Source organism: Amycolatopsis sp. NBC_00438 (assembly GCF_036026695.1).
In the GTDB taxonomy this organism is placed as follows: Bacteria; Actinomycetota; Actinomycetes; order Mycobacteriales; family Pseudonocardiaceae; genus Amycolatopsis.
This window is the reverse complement of the sequence record NZ_CP107923.1, coordinates 851,603-870,226: the sequence shown is the minus strand read 5'-3', so window position 1 is coordinate 870,226 and position 18,624 is coordinate 851,603. Positions and strand designations below refer to the sequence as shown.

Annotated in this window: 16 protein-coding genes and 1 pseudogene; 10 read left to right on the top strand and 7 right to left on the bottom strand. The window is 66.8% G+C overall.

All coding sequences use genetic code 11. The features are described from left to right. Positions 1 to 81 precede the first annotated feature (81 nt). Together OG494_RS04155 and OG494_RS04150 are read right to left on the bottom strand one after the other, a co-directional pair. Positions 82 to 930, bottom strand: a complete 849-nt coding sequence (locus tag OG494_RS04155; RefSeq protein ID WP_328452099.1) for a DNA methyltransferase — start codon at positions 928 to 930, stop codon at positions 82 to 84. Continuing rightward, positions 927 to 1,757 (bottom strand): hypothetical protein, encoded by an 831-nt coding sequence (locus OG494_RS04150; RefSeq protein WP_328452097.1) that lies wholly within the window; start codon positions 1,755 to 1,757, stop codon positions 927 to 929. The genes OG494_RS04155 and OG494_RS04150 overlap by 4 nt, the downstream gene beginning before the upstream one ends. A 446-nt stretch (positions 1,758 to 2,203) precedes the next feature. Here OG494_RS04150 and OG494_RS04145 point away from each other — a divergent pair, with 446 nt between their 5' ends. The 5 genes from OG494_RS04145 (at position 2,204) to OG494_RS04125 (ending at position 8,578) form a co-directional block, all read left to right on the top strand. Next, on the top strand, positions 2,204 to 3,214 hold the full coding sequence (locus tag OG494_RS04145; RefSeq protein WP_328452095.1) for a hypothetical protein: 1,011 nt from the start codon (positions 2,204 to 2,206) through the stop codon (positions 3,212 to 3,214). A gap of 119 nt (positions 3,215 to 3,333) precedes the next feature. Further along, positions 3,334 to 3,675: a pilin gene (locus OG494_RS04140; protein ID WP_442874462.1), complete on the top strand. Its 342-nt coding sequence runs from the start codon at positions 3,334 to 3,336 to the stop codon at positions 3,673 to 3,675. An 87-nt stretch (positions 3,676 to 3,762) separates the two neighbouring features. Next, positions 3,763 to 5,607: a hypothetical protein gene (locus tag OG494_RS04135; protein WP_328452093.1), complete on the top strand. Its 1,845-nt coding sequence runs from the start codon at positions 3,763 to 3,765 to the stop codon at positions 5,605 to 5,607. Then, a complete protein-coding gene (locus OG494_RS04130) occupies positions 5,604 to 6,758 on the top strand; it encodes a PrgI family protein (RefSeq protein ID WP_328452091.1) in 1,155 nt (384 codons plus the stop codon). The genes OG494_RS04135 and OG494_RS04130 overlap by 4 nt, the downstream gene beginning before the upstream one ends. Beyond that, the gene (locus OG494_RS04125) at positions 6,755 to 8,578 is read left to right on the top strand and encodes a VirB4 family type IV secretion system protein (RefSeq protein ID WP_328452090.1); all 1,824 of its coding nucleotides are present in this window, start codon (positions 6,755 to 6,757) and stop codon (positions 8,576 to 8,578) included. The genes OG494_RS04130 and OG494_RS04125 overlap by 4 nt, the downstream gene beginning before the upstream one ends. Positions 8,579 to 8,621: 43 nt before the next feature. On the opposite strand, the gene OG494_RS04120 is transcribed toward OG494_RS04125, so the two are convergent. After that, positions 8,622 to 9,332, bottom strand: a complete 711-nt coding sequence (locus OG494_RS04120) for a hypothetical protein (protein WP_328452089.1) — start codon at positions 9,330 to 9,332, stop codon at positions 8,622 to 8,624. Positions 9,333 to 9,353: 21 nt separating this feature from the next. After that, positions 9,354 to 10,412 carry a trypsin-like peptidase domain-containing protein gene (locus OG494_RS04115; RefSeq protein ID WP_328452088.1) on the bottom strand — a complete coding sequence of 353 codons (1,059 nt, stop codon included), beginning with the start codon at positions 10,410 to 10,412 and terminating at the stop codon, positions 9,354 to 9,356. Positions 10,413 to 10,520: 108 nt separating this feature from the next. Between OG494_RS04115 and OG494_RS04110 the strand changes: the two genes are divergently transcribed. Continuing rightward, entirely contained in the window at positions 10,521 to 11,291 is a 771-nt protein-coding gene (locus OG494_RS04110; RefSeq protein WP_328452087.1) for an effector-associated domain EAD1-containing protein, read from the top strand. Positions 11,292 to 11,366: 75 nt separating this feature from the next. Here OG494_RS04110 and OG494_RS04105 read toward each other — a convergent pair whose 3' ends face one another. Next, positions 11,367 to 11,846: a hypothetical protein gene (locus tag OG494_RS04105; protein WP_328452086.1), complete on the bottom strand. Its 480-nt coding sequence runs from the start codon at positions 11,844 to 11,846 to the stop codon at positions 11,367 to 11,369. A gap of 107 nt (positions 11,847 to 11,953) precedes the next feature. Here OG494_RS04105 and OG494_RS48295 point away from each other — a divergent pair. From OG494_RS48295 to OG494_RS04080, 4 genes and pseudogenes are all read left to right on the top strand, one after another. Further along, positions 11,954 to 12,296, top strand: a pseudogene (locus tag OG494_RS48295) (GP88 family protein); the annotation flags it as partial. 121 nt (positions 12,297 to 12,417) lie between these two features. Next, positions 12,418 to 14,952, top strand: a complete 2,535-nt coding sequence (locus OG494_RS04090; protein ID WP_328452085.1) for a helicase HerA domain-containing protein — start codon at positions 12,418 to 12,420, stop codon at positions 14,950 to 14,952. 16 nt (positions 14,953 to 14,968) lie between these two features. Next, the gene (locus OG494_RS04085; protein WP_328452084.1) at positions 14,969 to 16,003 is read left to right on the top strand and encodes a replication-relaxation family protein; all 1,035 of its coding nucleotides are present in this window, start codon (positions 14,969 to 14,971) and stop codon (positions 16,001 to 16,003) included. Then, positions 16,000 to 16,977, top strand: a complete 978-nt coding sequence (locus OG494_RS04080) for a C40 family peptidase (protein ID WP_328452083.1) — start codon at positions 16,000 to 16,002, stop codon at positions 16,975 to 16,977. The genes OG494_RS04085 and OG494_RS04080 overlap by 4 nt, the downstream gene beginning before the upstream one ends. Here OG494_RS04080 and OG494_RS04075 read toward each other — a convergent pair. Both OG494_RS04075 and OG494_RS04070 read right to left on the bottom strand, forming a co-directional pair. Continuing rightward, positions 16,953 to 17,309: a hypothetical protein gene (locus OG494_RS04075; protein ID WP_328452082.1), complete on the bottom strand. Its 357-nt coding sequence runs from the start codon at positions 17,307 to 17,309 to the stop codon at positions 16,953 to 16,955. The two genes, OG494_RS04080 and OG494_RS04075, sit on opposite strands and share 25 nt — an antisense overlap. Positions 17,310 to 17,397: 88 nt before the next feature. Next, a complete protein-coding gene (locus OG494_RS04070) occupies positions 17,398 to 18,276 on the bottom strand; it encodes a hypothetical protein (protein ID WP_328452081.1) in 879 nt (292 codons plus the stop codon). Positions 18,277 to 18,624 lie beyond the last annotated feature (348 nt).

Below are 18,624 nucleotides of genomic sequence, written 5' to 3'. Positions count from 1 at the left end.
CACGAGACTGGACTTCGGAGCCGGCGAGAGACCGGCCTGTCCAGAGAGTTGTCCATAGCTTGGACAGCCATCGTGGGCACGTCATGCCACTCGCCCCCAGCCGGGGCCTGCAACGGTTTTGACGGGCAGCCGGCCGACCTCAGCGGCGGCGAGTTCGGCGTCGTGAACGAGCTGGAAGACGAGCACTTCGAGGTGGGCGACGACAGCGGTTTGCGCTCGGTCCGCAGCACGGCGTTCGGCGAAGGAGGCGTGGGTCACGAGGCGGCTGCCACGCAGCTCGGCTGTCAGGGCGACGCACCGCTCGACCGGCGCGAGCCCGGCCGCGACGCCGGCCGCGATGAGCGGAGTGGTCAGGTCGGCCAGGGAACCGTCGGCGCGGCGGCGGGGGCGCGAGACGACGGCGACGTATCCGCCGGAACGCAGCAATGGCTCGCAATGGACCAGCGTCGTGGAGAGCTCCGCGACGACGGCTTCCGCAGCTGCCGAGTCCGTGCCGGTCGTGCGATCCAGCGCGGTACGCAGGCTGGTCAGGATGAGTCCGACTCGTCCGATCAGCCCGGCGGCCCGGACGGTCGCGAGCACCTTCGGCCGGGCGTCGAGGACCGAGCCGTCGCACCAAGCGCCTCCAGCCTTGGCTGCGGTGACATTGGCGCGAGCCAGCTTCCACCAGCGGCTGTGGGTGGTCAGTCCGAGCGCGTGCCGTCCGGCGCGCAGCGCTTCGGCGAGCACGGTGCCAGCGCCGCAATCCGGGTCCAACACAAGGTCGCCGGGACGCGAGTACGCGGCGATCGCGTGCGCAGCGACCGCCGGTGGAATTCGCTCGGTGTCGGTCTCGGTGCCGGGTACGCAACCTGCCTCGCGGAGCTGCGCGAGCGGCTCGCATTGACCGGTCGGCCAGACCGACAGCGGTGCCGTAGAGCGCTCATTCATCGGAGGTCTCCCCCGCCGTCGGTCCCGGACATCGACGTCGGCTGGCGGGTGAACACGAGGAGGTCGTCGTGCACCGGGAGGTGCCGGACGGGCGCCGCGAAGATCTGCGCGGTCGGCGCCGCGGCGGCGAGCGCGCCGTCCCGCACCGGAACGCACAGCAGGGCAACGCGGTCGAGGTAGCGCAGACCCACGTGGTGCGCAGTGCGCACGAGCGCACCGGCCGGGTCCATGAGGCGACCCGGTTCGCGATGACCGTGTGTGATCACCGCAAGCGTGCCTGTTGAGGTGAGCAGATCGGCCCAGTCGGCCGGGCGGAACCAGTCGAGGGCGCGCGGTTCGGTCGCGGTGATGACCAGGTCGTAGCGGTCCGGACCGGGCGTTGACGTGACTGGGGCCGGCCCGCGACCGTGCCCTGCGAACTCGTCGGTGTCGAGACCGTCGGCGAGCGGTCCGGGTCCGGACTCGGACTCGTCCGGCGCGTTGCCGTTCCGTTCGCCGACCGGCCCCGGGGTGGCGACCGCGGTCTGCGTCCGGACGCCGCGACCGAGTCGGACGACAGTCCAGCCGGCCTCGTGCAACCCGGCATACAGTCCGAGCAGAGTCCGGCCGCGGGAGCCTCGCGCCGGCCGCGAGGCAGACGGTGCGAGGTAGGGCGCGGGCTCGACGAGGAGCACCCGGTGGCCGGGCCGGGTGTAGGTCGTGACGATCTTGATGATCGCGGTGAGGAGCCAGCCGGCGAGTAGTCCAGTACCCGCGAGGACGTCGTCCTGAGCGCACGGCCAGACGGTGCTCGGCCGAGCTGGACGGGGATGGCGCAGGCTGACCATGCGCCTGGTGCGCCGCCTCCGCAGAAGCCGGATCGGGATGGTCGGCGGGTCGGCCGCGCCGCGCTCGTCTGAGCTGGCTTCTGTTGGGTCATCGTGTTGTGACGAGGTCATCGCGGGTTTCCTCCGGACGGTGGGCGCCATGCGTTCTGACACCCCTCAACTCCGTATTTCGACCGCGGTTTGGACATGCGCCATCGAGCTTCTTTTCGCCGCCGACTGATTCCGGAGAAAACCGCCAAACGCCATACTAGAACCGTGCTAGCGGGCGACTATAACGCCACGTCAGAGGCGTAACGCAACATTTTGGTCCTTCAACTCCGAGCGAGATGTCGATCTCAACGTCCAAGCTGGTCAGGACTGGATAGTAGGCCGCTAGTAGCTGCCGAAAAATTCACCAAAGACACCTAGCAGCGAACTGGTATTTCCGTGGTACGGGGCCTGGCTCCATGACGTCGTTCTTATTCGCATCGACGCCGTGGGAGTCACGACATGGCTACACAAACCGCCTTTCGCCGCCGTCGCAGCGAGGCAGCACCGAACTCCTTGGATATCGCCCGCGACACGTTCACTTGCTGGTGACTGGGCCGCATCCGGTCTCGCTGGACGGCAGGTTGTTCCCCGGCCTCCCGGACGAGCAAATCCCGCTGGACGAGGTCCGCGACCGGCTGCTGGCGCGCCGGTGCCCGCAGACGACGCGGGATGCGGTCTGGGCCCACCTGGTGCTGCGCTCCCGGACCGAAGGCGCGACCTGGACCGTCGCCACGGTCGGCGTCGCACTGCCCGCGCTGACTTCCGTCGCGGCCATCCTGTCCAACCGGTTCGCCGGCGATCCGGCCGACGTTCACGCCGAGGTCCTGCGCGGCTTCCTCGCGGCATTGCCGACGATCGATCTGCGTCCGCCACGGATCATGTTGCGGCTCCGGTGGGCCGCGTACCGGTCCGGCTACGACGCGCTCGCCGAGGCTCTGGCGAGTCCGACTCCGGTCGCGCCGGGCTTCCGATCCACACCGCCGCACGCGCCGTGGGGGCACCCGGATCTCGTCCTCGCCCGTGCTGTCGCGGACGGAGTCTTGACCCGGACCGAAGCCGCGTTGATCGGTGCGACGCGGTTGGAAGAGGTGTCGGTCGCGGACTGGGCCGCACGGCACCAGGCCGGCGAGTGGGCGGTCTACAAGGCACGCAAACGCGCCGAGCTCCGGCTCGCCGCGTACCTGCGCGACGGGGTCGCCGAGTCCGATCCGCTTGACCCGCTGACGGATCAGGTCGCCACGTCCCTGGCGCTGGCACGACCTGCCGCACCAGCCCGCCATCAACGGCTGTCGTCACCGTCCGTGCCCAGCCAAGACGGCGAAACGGTTCCAAGTCGCGTGTCCAAAGGGCGCCCGAAAACCGGAGTTCAGAGCTGCGGGACCCACCCGCGTTCAGTCCTGGCTTCGGAGGTGTCCCGATGCGCTTGATCGATCGCTCCTTGACCACCGAGAGCGGCACGAGGTCCTCCCCCATCGACGGCAATCCGGCGACGCTGAGGCCCGGCTCGTCGGACGAGCACGGCGGCCGCAAGTCGCCGAAAGCTCCGATGACAAGCTTCGCTCGGGGACAGCTCGTGCTGCTCGTCGAGCTGCTGGCTCTTCTGCTGCTTGCATCGGCGCCGGTTGCACAGGCCGACACCATGGTCGTGGCGCTGGCCGGCTCGGTCACCGACGTCCTGAACAACGTCCGCAACTGGATCATGGGCATCCTGGCCGGCCTGGCCACGGTGTTCCTGTCCATCGGTGGCGTCCGCTACGTGATGGGCGGCGGCGACCCCGGCGAGGTCGAGAAGGCCAAGACGGCCTTCAAGTCCGCTGGCTGGGGCTACGGCCTGGCGGCGCTCGCGCCGCTGGTCGTGGAGATCCTCAAAGGGATCGTGGGGGCCTGACCGATGGCCGTCAGCACCCTGCCCACGGTTCGCCCGTGCCGCCACTCCGGCAGTTCGCCCGAGACCGCCGCCTCGGCGGATCGACCGATGCTCGCGCCCGTCCGACAGGTCTCCATCCGACGGCGGCGCCGGCGAGCGGGCTGGCTGCTGGCGCTGACCGTCGTGTTCCTGGCCGGCGTCCTCGCGGTCAACGCGTGGGCCTCGTCGACCGCGCCACGGCAGCCGCCACCGGACCCGCCGCTGCCTCCTCCGACCGCGCTGCCCACGCCCACGACGTGCAGCTTCCCCGGCCAGCTCGGCTGCACTTCACCGACGCCGACCACAACACCGAGCAGGCCGTGCACGGGCGAGGACTGCATTCCGCAGCCGACTCCGCCGGCACCGAGCACGAATCCGCAGCCGCCGGGCACCGGCAGCGGCGACGGCGACTCGGGCTGCGACATCACCGACGTCGGCGCGTGCATCACCGAGGCCATCAACTCGGCGTTCCGCAGTGTCGTCGACGACGCGCTGGATCCGATCCTCGAGCTGATCGGCCACACCGCGCTGTCCACGCCGACGATCAGCGACCTGCCCGGCATCGGCGAGCTGTGGAATAGCTCCTGGGAGATCGTGGTCGCCGCCTACGGGTTACTCATCCTGCTCGGCGGCATCCTGCTGATGGGTCACGAGACGGTCCAGACGCGCTACTCGATCAAGGAGATCGGGCCGCGGATCCCGATCGCGTTCATCGCCTCGGCGCTCTCGCTCTTCTTCGCCGACAAGCTCATCCGGCTGGCCAACGGCCTGACCCTGGGTGTCCTCGGAGACGGAGTCAACGCGCCCTCGCTGGGCAACACCTTGCAGGAGGCCGTCCAAGGCATCCAGACCGGCGGGCTCTTCATCATCCTGGTCGCGCTCGTGCTGGTGGTGCTCGGCCTCGGCCTCCTGGTCGTCTACGTGGTCCGGATCGTCATCACCCTCGTCCTGATCATCAGCGCGCCGTTCTTCCTGATGTGCCACGGGCTGCCCCACACCGAGCCGCTGGCGCACTGGTGGTGGAAGGCGATCACCGTGACGACAGGCGTTCAGTTCGCCCAGGCGCTGGTGCTGATCACCGCAGTACGCACGTTCCTGTCCGGCGGCGTGCACTTGTTCGGCTCGACGCTGTCCGCGCTCGGCACGCTGATCGCCGCGATCGCCTTGTTCTTCGTCCTGTTCAAGATCCCGTTCTGGATGCTGAAGGCGGTCAAGGTCGGCTCCGGCCGGTCCTTCATCGGAGGTTTAGCCCGCGCCTACATCGCGGCGAAGACCTTCGGCATGGTCGCCGGCAAGACCGGCGTGCTCGGCAAGGCCGGCGCCGCCGGCGCGACCAAGAACGCCGGTCGCGGCGGCGGCGCGGCGGCCGATCCACCGTGGCCGGCACAGCCGCGTTTCGCGCCCAACCCCGAAGCGGTCAACCGGCGGCTCAAGGCGGCCCACGACGCCGAGCGTGCCCGCGCAGCCCAGCGGCCATCGCGGCCCTCGCAAGCACCGCAGTTCCTGCAGCCCTCGCCCCAAGACAGCACCCACGACCCCGCCGTGATCCCGGCGAACCAGGGATCGACCATGCCCGAATTCAGTTCCGCGCCATCGCCCGCCAAACCCACGCCACGGAGTGGACCACGGCCGGCAATGCCACCGCAGTTTCAAGCCGCCAACGGCCCGCGTCGACGCGGCCCAGTCTCACAGCCGGTCCGCACGACATCGGTCCCACCGCAGCTGCAGTTCCGACCGGCAACGCCGCCTGCACCACAACCGCTCCCGGCCAAACCGGCCTCCGCACCTGCCGCGCCGGTGTTCCGGCAGGCGACGCCGGAGCCCCGTCTCGGTGATGCCCATCGCCGTACCCAGTCCGTTCCGCCGCCGACGTTCCGCGCGCCGAAGCCAGCCCCCGGAGGTGAAGCGAAATGAGCCAGCCCGTCCGGATTCCTGCCGACGTCGACCGCGAAGACCGAGTGATCGGTCCGCTCACCGCGCGACAGCTGCTCATCCTGACCGTCACCGGGATCGTGCTGTACGGGACGTACACGGTCACCCGCGCGTTCGTCCCGCTGGCGGCGTTCCTGGTCATCGCCATCCCGATCGGCGTCACCGCCGCGTTCCTTGCGCTGGGTCAGCGCGACGGCGTCTCCCTCGACCGGCTCGTGCTGGCGGCGCTGCGCCAGCGGATTAGTCCGCAGCACCGGGTTGCCGCGCCGGAAGGGATCCGGCCTGCGCCCGAGTGGACCGGGCAGGTGGCGAGCTCGATCTCACCGGCCGCGCTGCGGCTGCCCGCCGAAGGGATCGACGACACCGGTGTCATCGATCTCGGCAAGGACGGCGCCGCCGTGGTCGCGGTCTGCTCCACGATCAACTTCGGGCTGCGCACGCCTGCCGAGCAGGAGGCGCTCGTCACCTCCTTCGGCCGGTACCTGCACTCGCTGACCGCGCCGGTCCAGGTACTCGTCCGGGCGGAACGGCTGGACCTGTCGGGGCAGATCGGACAACTTCGCGAACAGGCCGGCGGGCTGCCGCACCCCGCGCTGGAACGGGCTGCGCGTGAGCACGCCGAGTACCTCTATCAGCTCGGCCGCGCGACCGACCTGCTGCGGCGCCAGGTTCTGCTGATCCTGCGAGAGCCACTGCGAACCAGCGGTCCGACCAACGGGCTGGGTGGGGCCTCGCCGCTGGCCGCGTTGTCGGCGCGACGAAGGGCAGCGAGGCAGGCCGCCTCGATCGACGACGCCGCTCGACGCGCCGCCGAAGCGCGGTTGATGCGTCGGCTGGGCGAGGCGGTGGAGCTGCTGTCGCCGTCCGGGATCGTGGTCACCCCGCTGGATGCCGGTCAGGCCACGGCGGTCCTCTCCGCGGCGTGCAACCCCGACAGCTTGATCCCGCCGAACTCCGACCTCGCCGGCTCCGACGAGGTCATCACCACCGCCCCGGACGAGAGCTGGAACGACACCGCGTTCGGCCGCACCGCGTTCGCCACCGAAGACGCGTTCGGCGCTGCCAAGCCCGGCTGGGAGGACGACGAAGACCCCGACGACTACGACGACGTCGCAAGGAGGGACCGCCAATGAAGAGGACCAGGCACCGCGACGCCGCAAGCAGGCAGGCACCCGTCGGGCAGGCCGGCGCGTTCACCCCGGACGCCATCTCCGTGCGTCCCCGAGCGCTCGAAGTCGGAGGCGAATGGGTCGCGTCGTTCGCCGTCACCGGCTACCCACGCGAGGTTCATCCCGGCTGGCTGCAGCCCCTGCTGACTTATCCCGGGCGAGTCGACGTCTCGCTGCACATCGAGCCGATCGACCCCGTCACTGCGGCCAACCGGCTGAAGAAGCAGCTGTCAAAGCTGGAGTCGGGTCGCCGGCACACCAGCGACAAGGGACGGCTGATCGACCCCCAAGTCGAAGCAGCCACCGAGGACGCCTACGACCTCTCCGCGCGAGTCGCCCGCGGCGAGGGCAAGCTCTACCGGCTCGGCCTCTACCTCACCGTGCACGCCGCGACCGAGGAGGCGCTCGGCGACGAGGTCGCCGCAATCCGGTCGCTCGCGGCATCGCTCCTGCTGGACTGCAAGCCCACCACCTACCGGAGCCTGCAGGGCTGGATTACGAGCCTCCCGATGGGCCTGGACCTGGTCGGGATGCGCCGCACCTTCGACACCAGCGCGCTGTCGGCGGCGTTCCCATTCACGTCACCGGACCTGCCGCCGCCAGACCCGACCTCGGTCGGTGCCCCGACCGGCGTGCTTTACGGCTTCAACGTCGGCAGCCAAGGACTTGTCCACCACGACCGGTTCGCCCTCGACAACCACAACAGCGTGATCCTCGGCCGGTCCGGCGCCGGCAAGTCGTACCTGGTGAAGCTCGAACTCCTGCGCAGCCTGTACCGCGGCATCGAGATCCACGTCATCGACCCGGAGGACGAATACGCCCGGCTGGCCGCCGCGGTTGGCGGCACCTACGTCCACCTCGGCGTCGAGCAGGTCCGGCTGAACCCCATGGACTTGCCCATTCACACCCGGCCGGACGGACGCCGGACAGCTCCCCGCGACGCGCTCATCCGGCGCAGCCTGTTCCTGCACACCGTCATCTCGGTGCTGCTGGGCGACGAGCTCGCCGCGACCGAGCGGGCCGCGCTCGACCAGGCGATCACCGCGACCTACCAGCGCGCCGGCATCACGTCGGATCCGCGAACCTGGACCCGGCCAGCGCCGCTGCTGGCCGACCTCGCGGAGGTCTTGGCTGAGGCAGGCGGGACGGACCTTGCGGCGCGGCTACAGCCGTTCACCACGGGCGCGTTCTCCGGACTGTTCTCCGGTCCGACCACGACACGGCCCGAGGGCCACCTCGTCGTGTTCTCGCTGCGCGACCTCCCCGGCGAGCTCAAGGCAATCGGCACACTTCTCGCGCTCGATGCGGTGTGGCGCCAAGTGTCCAATCCGGCCATCCGCAAACCCCGGCAGGTCGTCGTCGACGAAGCCTGGTTGCTGATGAAGGATCCGGCCGGCGGCGAGTTCCTCCTCCGGATGTCCAAGGGCTCCCGCAAGTGGTGGGGCGGCGTCACGGTCGCGACCCAGGACGCCCCCGACGTGACGAGCACCGACCTGGGCAAGGCGATCATCGCCAACGCGGCGACGCAAATCCTGCTGCGCCAGGCACCGCAGGCGATCGACGAGATCTGCCGGATCTTCGGCCTTTCGCAGGGCGAACGGCAGTTCCTCCTCACTGCCGACCGAGGCCAAGGGCTCTTGTCGACTGGGACCCAGCGAGTGGCCTTCCAGTCCATCGCTTCGCCGACCGAGCACCATTTGGTCACGACAGACCCCGCAGAACTCGCCGAGTACTTAGACGAGTCACGGGAGACCGAAGGCGCCTTTGTAGAGATCGACAGTTAGCGCTGGCTTTCGTCTGCTGCAATAAGCTTTAAACGCATGGTAGTCATCGTGGATACACACGCGAGATGAAGGATTTGTCAAGCTTCGACAAATCCGTGTTCCAGCCGACTTCAAACCCATTCCTGGTCCATCTACTGGAAATAGGGTATTGCATGATCGACTTTGGGTCGTAGGCGCTAAACCGATACCCTTGGTTCGAATACCGAACCAGGATGTTGTTGTAGATTCGTTCATCGCTCCAGCCGAGTTTTCGGAACTCATAGTAGACTTTGGCTTCATCCCAAGGTATCGATGAGGCAGGGCTGGCCTGCTCGTGGATGCAGCCGATGGCGTGGCCGAACTCGTGCAGCACCGTTCTTCTGTTCCTTTTTTCGGATTGTCCGGCCAGGCGACCAAGTCGCATGGTCGGCAGGTCCCGCGGCTGACTCATCGCCTGGGTCCCGACCAGCGACGACGCACCTGCACCGCGGAACGAGATTCGAATCTCCGGATCTGGGTAGTTGCCGAAGCTAAAAGCGAGATTCGCGTGATCCAGCCAGGTTCGAGCATAGTGCTCCACTTGTCTGTGCAGCGTGCGTGACCCGTCGAGGAAGCTGATCCGCAGCTCCTGGCCGGGTTGCCAACGCCAGTTCCAGGCGACTGCGAGCTCCTCCGGGGTAGTGGCGAACAGGTCGAGCTCTCGCGGAACTGCCCGGGGGTCAAACTGCTCGCCTTCCACATATGCGTCGATGCAGAAGTCTTCATCGTTGTTCATGTGCCTTCTCCGATCTTTCCCTTACTGGAAACCCCGGTTCCGCAGTCCCTGCGTTACCTGATCGATGTTGACGGCACGATTGCGCCACACGGTCTGTACGCCGGACCGGGATCTCACGAAGGTTGACTGCTCTCCCTGATGAAGGCCGATCACATGCATACGGGAGCTGAACACCGGAGAGCCAGACGAGCCGTGTTGAGTGTCGGCAAGGTACTGGATCCACCTCGCGTCCACGTGCCGCACGGCCAGTGGTTCGATGGCGAACTGCTTGGGTGCACCGAGCGGATGCTGAATGATGACGACAGTGTCATCCACGTTCACGTCGTAGGGCGTGCCGAGACCAAGCGATGCGCGATCAACGCTTCGCTCGAGTTCGAGTACGGCCCAGTCATGCTCGGGGTCAGCGTGGGCTGGCGGCAGCGTCAACCGCCTGACCAGTCGGTTCTTTCTTCGGGTCTGTGTGTGGTCGAAGTCGATGGTCGCACTAGTGGCACGTCCATGCTCGCGGTCGTCCACGTTGTGGCAACTAGTGAGGACCAGGTTCGGACCGATGAGGAAACCGCTACCATTGGCTGCGGCGGCACTGAACTGGATGGCTAACTTGCCCACGCTTCGCGCCGCGCGGACTATGGCCGACGCCGTCTCGACGTCAAAGTGCCTGCTCCGGCGCTCCAACAGGCGTTGCTCGTGTAGCTGCGCGGCCCTGCGTGTGGAGCGGTCGTCGCCTAGCCACCATCCATCCACGGCCTCCAGTGGGCTGGTCGCGGAGACCGCTGTCTCTCCCGCGAGGATCTCCCTGAACCGAGCCGTGTACCCCGAGGCGACAGGATCGGTCGACGCGTGCTCGACCAGAGCACGCAACCTGCCCTGATTGGCCAGCCGGTCTATCAGCTTCCTCCATGTCGACCTCATGTCATCCAGCAACGGAAAAGTGCCAGCAACGAGGCCCGCCTCGATGGCGATCTGCTCTGCGGCGTCCCGGCCGGGATAGGCAAGGACTAGAAGATCACGTAGCTCGCGTAGTTCCGGTCGGCTCCAATCGACCGGAAGCTCGGTCAGTACGCTCACGCGCTCGTCCATTTCTTGATCACCTTGCTCCCATCTCCCGCGCACGGCGGACCGGGCCGCGAAACCCTCAGTATCCAGGAGCGGGTGGCGCAACGGGGTGCCCGAGAGTAGGAAGGGGCCATGATGCTTGACGCGGCCGACCTGGAGTGGAGTGACCCACGGATCCGCGCGCTGCACAGTCTGCTCTGGCACGCCTATCCGACGGGAGACGATGTCGAAGATCTGGTTTCGTCCGTGTCGGACTGGCCGCGTGCCTTCCTCCATTGGTCGCACAGCGACGGATCAGACTCCATGTGGAAAAAGGTCCTGGATCGTGCTGCCGCCGCGGGGGCGACTCGGAATCTCCTGGCGGCCGCCTTCGAGGATCCGAACAAGACGGGGTACAGGGGCAGCCTACATAAGATCGTGGATGAACTGAGTTCCGTACATCCGCGCACCCTTGACGACCATCCAGCCTTGAGTTTGGTCGTCTCCCCAGTCAACACGATCGACGCCGGTGTTGACGTCACCGCCCCGGATCGCACCGACTTCGTGTCGGTCGTCTCGCACCGGTGCCATGAGTCGCTGGTCGCGATCGTGCCTGCCGTGCTGTCCGAGCCGGCACTGGGGATGCAGTCAGTAGCCGAGGCGAGGAAGGCGCTGCGCGGGCTGGACGTGGTCATCCAACAGTTAATTGTCGCCGCCGACTCTGCAGCCGATTCGGCCCAGTTTGCACGGTTACGACAGCTGGCGACTGACCTGGACACCGAACGAGATGCTGCTTTTGGTGTACTGCGAAAGCTGCGGGAAGGTCGCGGAGGCCACACCGCAGCTGGCCTTTGTGACATCCTGGCGGCACACGCCGACTCGCTCACCAGGCGTCTCGGAGATGCCGACTCACTTCTGACGTGACCGCTGGAGTGCCAGGTGTTAGCTCAACGCCTGACCTTGGACCCGCAATGGGACAAATCACTAAAGGTACTTTTGTCAGCTCTTGTCGGGACACGTCAGAGCGATCATCTCAAACGTGCAGTCCTTTTGTTCTTCAAACTCTCCCAAATGGAGGTTGAAGCGTGCCATGGCGTGATAGTTCATATACACAACGTTGTTCAATATCCAATGGATGAAGATCTCGTCCTGCGCTACCGATACGTTTTGGGAAATGTGTACGATGTAAGTCGAAGATACCTTCCTGCGAAGGCTCCCGACTTGGCGCCTGACGTCGAGCGCATCGGTGATGTTATGGCCATGCTCAGGAGCATTAAGGACTGTTCTATTGGGGCGCTTGGTTATTTCAACAGTTTCACATCCAAGCAAACTACCAGGGGCTTTGTCACGACATTGGGCAAGCTCGACGACCTCAGCAAGGCCCTTGGCGTCTGGATTCTGAGCAGCGATCATTAGGTCGTGGTCCGCCACTTCGGAGCCCGCCTCCAGGGCGTTGCCCGTCCAGATGGCCGCGGGCATTACCTGTTCGGGGACAGCCGCCGTAAGCACGACAGGTGGGCTGCGTCCACTCTCACAGGCGTCCCATGACTGGACATTTGCAGGACTCGCCCGGCGCGAATTTCTAGGCTTACACCAAAGAGGTTTCTCGGTTCTGGTCCCTCGTCGAGACTGATCCGCCGCCGAACTTCCTGTGGGTCTACTCGGACGGCGGCAAGCAGGTCGCCGCGCTGAACCCGGCCATGGATCGCGTCGCCGACGTGTTTCCGGACGAAGCGGCGATCGTCGAGTTGGGGGTGGTCGGCGCAGAAAGCCAGCGACCTCCTCGCCGTCCTCGGCCGGCGACCAGTCGGCGTGCCGGCGAACCGCATTCCGAACTACCTCAGGCGCCTGCCGAGACATCGGTTCTCCGAATGGCATGCCGAAGTCGACGCCGAGCGCACCGCACACGCTCTTGCGGCTGGTCGTCGACAACACCCGTGCGGGCGCGCTGCAGTCGCGCCGCCGAGACCTGGCCTGGGCAAGGCGGCCAACCGCGAGCTGCCCGATCCAGCGCTCCAACTCCGTCGACCGCTTCCATGGGGAGGTCTTGATGTCCTGGCCGTTCGCTCTGTCCACCTTTCAGTTCCCGCTCGTCGAGCACGTCGGCACGGCTCTCGCCTCACCTGCCGGCGACTACCTGCGCGACCCGCTCGGTGCGTTCCAGACCGTGCTGGCCCACCTTCGCGATCTCGTCTTCACCTGGGGGCCGATCGCCGGGCCGGCACTGGCAGTCGCGACGACCGCCGCGGTGATCGCTCGACGCCGCTGGCGCCGCCGCTACCACGAGAGCCTGGTCAGCGACGCCCGGTTGGTCACCGTGCTGGCGCCGCCGACCGTCGACCCATCCGGCGCGATCACCGTGTGGTCCAACCTGGTCGGCCTGCTGCGACCAAGCTGGCGGCGGCGCTTCGGCGGGCAACCTCACCTGGCTTTCGAGTTGACGTTCACCGACGACGGCGTGCAAATCCGCTTGTGGGTACCTGGCCTGGTGCCGCCGGGGATGGTCGAGCGCGCCATCGAGGCGGCCTGGCCCGGCGCGCACACCCGCACGACGCCGGCCAAGCCCCCGATCCCCACCGCCTCCGCAGCGGGCCAGCGAATCGAAGCAGTCGGCGGCGAGCTGCGGCTGGCTCGCTCGGAAGCACTTCCGATCCGCACCGAGCACCCCGCCGACCCGATCCGGGCCCTGCTCGGCGCCCCGGTCGGGCTCGGCCCCCACGAGCGGGCCTGCGTGCAGATCCTCGCCCGGCCCGTCGCCGGGCACCGCGTGACCAAGGCGCGGCGCGCGGCGAAGCGGGTGCACGCGGGCAGCTCGGTCAACCTGGTCGGCCGGCTGCTGGACGTCGTGACGCCAGGCAAGACCGCGAAGCCGTCGTCCAGTTCGCGGACGCCGGGGCTGGATCGGCAAACCAGCCTGGAGTCCGCCGCGCAGGACCGCGCGGTCGTGGAGAAGCTGCGGCAGAACCAGTTCGAGACCCGCATCCGATACGCGGTCGCCACTACGGTCCCCGAGCACGCGACGACAGCCGAGATCCAGGCGGTCCGGGAGGTACTCCGGGGACGCGGCCACGCGATCGCCTCGGCGTTCGCCGCCTTCTCCGAGCACAACTACTTCCGCCGGATCCGGCTCCGGCAGGCCCCAGTCCAGGTGCTGGCCGAACGCCGGTTCGGCAAGGGCGACCTGCTCTCGATCCCGGAGCTGGCCGCGCTCGCGCACCTGCCGATCGACGAAGCCACGCCCGGCCTCCAGCGCGCCGGCGCGAAGGCCGTCCCGCCGCCGCCCGGCATCGCCACGGCTGGCGACTTGATCAAGCCGCTCGGCTTGTCGGACTCGGGGCACTCCCGGCCGGTCGGCCTGCACGTCGCCGACGCGCGTCATCACCTGCACATCCTCGGCGCGACTGGATCCGGCAAGTCGGAGCTGATGGGCCGCCTGATCCTCGACGACGCCGAGGCTGGCCGAGGCGTGGTGGTCGTCGACCCGAAGGGCGACCTCGTGTCGGACCTGCTGATGCGCATCCCCGAGGAGCTCGGCGAGAAGGTCGTGCTGTTCGACGCCGACTCCCGCAGCCGGCCACCAGTGCTCAACCCGCTGGAGGGCGTGGACAAGGCCCGCGCGGTCGACAACCTCGTCAGCATCTTCTCCCGGATCTACACCTCCTCGTGGGGCCCGCGCACCGACGACATCCTGCGCGCCGGCCTGCTCACCCTGACCGCGATGTCCGGCACGCCGACCCTGGTCGATCTGCCGAAACTCCTCACGGTCCCGGCGTTCCGGCAACGGGCCTGCGACCAGATCGACGATGACGTGCTGCGCGGGTTCTGGTCCTGGTACGACGCCCTGTCCGAAGCGAGCCGAGCGCAGGTCATCGCGCCGTTGATGAACAAGGTCCGCGGCTTCCTGCTGCGCCCATTCGTCCGCGCCGCGATCGCCGGCGGGAAGTCCACGGTGGACATGGACGAGGTGCTCAACACCGGCGGCATCTGCCTCGTGCGCATCGCCCGAGACGCGCTGGGGATGGAAACGGCGCGGCTGGTCGGCTCGATCGTCGTCGCCCGCACCTGGCAAGCCGCCACCCGCCGGGCCCGCGTCCCCCAGCGTCAGCGGCGCGACTGCGGGCTCTACGTCGACGAGTGCCACAACTTCCTGAACCTGGCGTACCCGCTGGAAGACATGCTCGCCGAGGCTCGCGGATATCGCCTGTCGATGACCTTGGCCCACCAGTACCTCGGCCAGCTCCCGAAGGAACTCGAAGAGGGCATCAGCACGAACGCCCGGTCGAAGATCTTCTTCAACGCGTCCCCTGAGGACGCGAAGCGGCTGGCACGCCACACGATGCCGCGACTGAGCGATCACGACCTGTCCAACCTGGGCGCCTTCCACGTCGCCGCCCGCCTGGTCCTCGGCGGAGAGGAAGCACCGCCGTTCACCGCGGTGACCGAAAAGCTGCCGCCCGCGGTCCCCGGCCGCGCCAGGGCGATCCGCAAAGCAGCCCGCATCAACACCCGGCCACCAGTCGCCGAGGTCGAGCCCATCACGCCCGGAGCCGCAGCGCCCACCGCCGATCCTCGCCGCGCCGCCTAAAACCGGAGGTACTCCGATGATTTCGAACCCCACTCCTCAGCGGGCGTTGCGCGGGCACATGCCCCAGCGCCCCACGCCGCGAGCAGCCACCACGGGTGAACACCACGCCCAGCTCGCCGGTCGGCTGACCCACCGCGACCGGTGGCTGGCCCGGATGCTCTATGAGCACAAAGTCTTCACGACCCAGCAGATCGTCGAGCTCTGCTACCCGAGCATGCGCGCGGCCAACCACCGGCTGCTCGACCTGTTCAAGTGGCGCGTCATCGACCGGTTCCAGCCGTTCGTCACGACCGGCACCGCCCCGATGCACTACGTGCTCGACATCGCCGGCGCGGTCGCCCTCGCCTACGAAGATGGACTCGACCCCAAGTCGATCGGCTACCGGCACGAAGACGCGATCGGAATCGCACACTCCCTGCGTCTGGCCCACACGGTCGGCGTCAACGGCTTCTTCACCGCCCTGGTCGCGCTGAGCCGACGTCCCGGGGTGCGAGGGTCGCTGATCGCGTGGTGGTCCGAGCTGCGGTGCGGACGCCTGTTCGGCGACATGGTGCGTCCCGACGCCTACGGCCGGTGGCGCGAAGACGACCATCAGCTTGAGTTCTTCCTCGAGTTCGACTTCGGCACCGAAGACCTCGGCAAGCTCAGCCGTAAGCTCTACGGCTACGAGAAGCTCGCCGCCGCGACCGGCATCACCACCCCGGTCCTCATCTGGCTACCCACCCAGCGACGCGAGACGTCCGCGCGCCGAGCGCTCGCCGACTGCCTGTCCCAGCTCGACCAGCCCAGGCTCGTGCCGCTGGCCACCACCGCCGCGGACGCAGCCAGCGACCCCGCCGCCACCCGATGGCTGCCGATCGCCGGGTCGGCAACGTGTCACCCCGGCCGGTTGCAGCTCGTCGAGCTCGCCCAGCTCTGGCCGCAAACGGATCTGCCCGGCGAGGTGCCGACGTCAAGTCCGGTTCCGGCCCAGCAGGGTCCGGCGGCCCTGACCGCTCCGGATCCGTTCCCACCCGTCTCGCCCGCCAGCCGCTTCCGGAGGTGCCCATGAAGTTCGCCTACACCGCGGTCGTGGTCTTCATCATCCTCATCGGCGGCATCGGGCAAGGCGTCGTGAAGGCCGTGTTCGGCAGCAGCGGCACCGAGCCGAGCCAGGAGGCCATCGCCGACATCCCCGGCGACTACCTCGCCCTCTACCGAGCGGCAGCTGCCGCGTGTCCCGGGCTGGACTGGTCGATCCTCGCGGCGATCGGCAAGGTCGAGAGCGACCACGGCCGCAGCAAGCTGATCGGTATCGCGGAGGGAACCGAGAACTCGTTCGGCGCTCGCGGGCCGATGCAGTTCCTCCAGTCCACGTTCGACGGAGTCGTCGCCCGGCATCCACTACCGCCGGGCGGCAAGACCCCGCCGTCGCCATGGGACAAGCATGACGCGATCTACGCGGCGGCGTACTACCTGTGCGAGTCCGGCGCGCCCGGAGACATCCGCAAGGCGCTGTTCGCCTACAATCACGCGGATTGGTACGTCAACGAAGTCCTCGACCAGGCCGAGAGGTACAGCAAGGCCGCAGTCGGCACCGGCCGTTGCGACGATATCCAGGCACCGAACGCCGCCACCGCCACGGCGATCAACTTCGCCTGCGGCCAGCTCGGGCTGCCGTACCTGTGGGGCGGGAACGGGCCGTTGAACGGCGACAGCGGCTTCGACTGCTCGGGCCTGACGAAGGCGGCCTACGCGGCTGCCGGCATCGCCCTGCCGCGGACGGCCCGGACCCAGTACGCCGCCGGCCCGCTGGTGCCGGGCGGCCAGCCGCTACTCCCCGGCGACCTGGTCTTTTACGGCACGCGCGGCAACGTCCACCACGTGGGCCTGTACATCGGGGCAGGGAAGATGGTGCACGCCCCGACGTTCGGCGAGCCGGTCCAGGTGAGTTCGTACCGCTGGAACGGAGACGACTACCTGACGGCTTCGCGGCCAGCCAACCAAACGACGCTACGTTTTCAAACGTCGCGGCTTGGTTCCTGAGGTTCAGGTTCAGTTGCCTTTTGTGACGACACGTGTGCACCGACATCGGTCTGGGCGCCCCGCTGGCGGTCAACGAGCTTCGCGATACCGTCCGCGCTCCCGTCCGACTGGTCGTCAGCGGACCGAACTCGCCTAATAATCCCGCGCAACCCCCTCCGCACCGCATCCGCAACGAGGTCGGATGCGGCCGAACTACCGATCGAGATCACGATGGTGAGGACTTCGGTCAGGCCGAAACCTTCACCTTCCTCACTTCTTGTCGCAGTAAACGAGATGGGCGCTTCCTCAGTACCGCCGCTCCACTCGAAGGACGCTGAGTCGATCTGGCTCAAGACGTCACCTGGGACGTCCGCTTCCACGGTTAGAACTATTGTCTCGCTATGCATTAGAACCCTTCTTTACCTTATAGAACTCGACAGCTTATCCGAGGCCAGCAAGCGCGCGTCCCACAAACTCCCGCATCTGCTGCGGAGACGGCAATACAGCATCCTCGCGAATCTTAGCTACTATCTGGCGTACACCTCCCGGGCCAATTTCGCGGAGATACGCCTTGACAGAAAACAGCAGAAGAGATCCAGCTGATTCCGTCCAACTCAATACATCACGCGACTCATTCTCCACAAGTATCTGCTCAGTGCGATCTCGCCCCCTGATCTCTTCCTGCAACCAGTCCACGTCTCCCGTCCACTCATCGGATGACCCATATAAGATCTCTCCCAACAACCGTTCGAGCGAAATAATCAAGAAGAGCCAGCGAAGCGCTATAAAAACCCTCTGCACACGCTCAGTTTTACTGATCACATCGAACGCGAAGTCGTCACACCGAGTTTCCCGATCCGCCAAGTTCAAGCCGGCAAGATCTTGAGCGACATGACCAAATTCATGCGAGATCATGAACTCAACCTGCGTTTGAGTTATGAGCATCGCCTCGTGAAAATGCTCATGAGACTGAGCTCGAGCAACCGGCAAACGCGAATAGTTCAGATCGTCGTAGCCCGCCAAAAGATAACCGAGAATATATTTTGCACCTTGAGCGCCGACGTCTCGATTAAGCGCCGGGTTTTCCGGATCAAAATAGCCAGTCGCATTAACCAGCAGGACATTAACCCGAAGCAACAGTTCGCGCGTTAACGCAGAGACGTGGACTTCCCGCTTCCGCGGGACCGACCATGCGTGTAGGCGTGGCTGAATGTCCACGTGAAGTGCGGTTTCATAAACCAGTGGGAATTCGTTGCCATGCACGTCCCTCACCGAGTCGCAGAAGAATTCGGTCCAATCAGGAATCTTCAACACCTTCAAGTCGCCATCAGAACAAGCCTCAAGGGCACGCAAGAGCATGAGTCGACTTAGAGGTTCCATCCCAGAGAAAGGCCCCGAACTGGCAGTGAGATTGAAAGCACTGCGAAAGAGGAAGTGCACTTGACAGATCCGGTGGACCTCGGCACGCGTAGACGGCAGCATACTTAAGTAGTCACGTGGTCGAAGTGAGACTTTTTCGGATTCGACTACCGGTTTGAAAAAACCGTCCAAGTCGACCAAGAGCGGACTCTTACCGGAGTAGAACGAGTCCAGCACCCTGCCTCCGTGACGTCTTCCAGCGACAGTCTCGATCATAGCCCATGCGCCTCGCCCACGCAGCGGGGCTCA

What these genes read in the sequence shown, in the direction of transcription:
- OG494_RS04150 (WP_328452097.1), bottom strand. Translation starts at nt 1,757, where the DNA reads ATGGTCAGCCTGCGCCATCCCCGTCCAGCTCGGCCGAGCACCGTCTGG.
- OG494_RS04145 (WP_328452095.1), top strand. Translation starts at nt 2,204, where the DNA reads ATGACGTCGTTCTTATTCGCATCGACGCCGTGGGAGTCACGACATGGC.
- OG494_RS04085 (WP_328452084.1), top strand. Translation starts at nt 14,969, where the DNA reads ATGATTTCGAACCCCACTCCTCAGCGGGCGTTGCGCGGGCACATGCCC.
- OG494_RS04130 (WP_328452091.1), top strand. Translation starts at nt 5,604, where the DNA reads ATGAGCCAGCCCGTCCGGATTCCTGCCGACGTCGACCGCGAAGACCGA.
- OG494_RS04135 (WP_328452093.1), top strand. Translation starts at nt 3,763, where the DNA reads ATGCTCGCGCCCGTCCGACAGGTCTCCATCCGACGGCGGCGCCGGCGA.
- OG494_RS04115 (WP_328452088.1), bottom strand. Translation starts at nt 10,412, where the DNA reads ATGGACGAGCGCGTGAGCGTACTGACCGAGCTTCCGGTCGATTGGAGC.
- OG494_RS04090 (WP_328452085.1), top strand. Translation starts at nt 12,418, where the DNA reads ATGTCCTGGCCGTTCGCTCTGTCCACCTTTCAGTTCCCGCTCGTCGAG.
- OG494_RS04105 (WP_328452086.1), bottom strand. Translation starts at nt 11,846, where the DNA reads ATGCCCGCGGCCATCTGGACGGGCAACGCCCTGGAGGCGGGCTCCGAA.
- OG494_RS04120 (WP_328452089.1), bottom strand. Translation starts at nt 9,332, where the DNA reads ATGAACAACGATGAAGACTTCTGCATCGACGCATATGTGGAAGGCGAG.
- OG494_RS04140 (WP_442874462.1), top strand. Translation starts at nt 3,334, where the DNA reads ATGACAAGCTTCGCTCGGGGACAGCTCGTGCTGCTCGTCGAGCTGCTG.
- OG494_RS04080 (WP_328452083.1), top strand. Translation starts at nt 16,000, where the DNA reads ATGAAGTTCGCCTACACCGCGGTCGTGGTCTTCATCATCCTCATCGGC.
- OG494_RS04155 (WP_328452099.1), bottom strand. Translation starts at nt 930, where the DNA reads ATGAATGAGCGCTCTACGGCACCGCTGTCGGTCTGGCCGACCGGTCAA.
- OG494_RS04125 (WP_328452090.1), top strand. Translation starts at nt 6,755, where the DNA reads ATGAAGAGGACCAGGCACCGCGACGCCGCAAGCAGGCAGGCACCCGTC.
- OG494_RS04110 (WP_328452087.1), top strand. Translation starts at nt 10,521, where the DNA reads ATGATGCTTGACGCGGCCGACCTGGAGTGGAGTGACCCACGGATCCGC.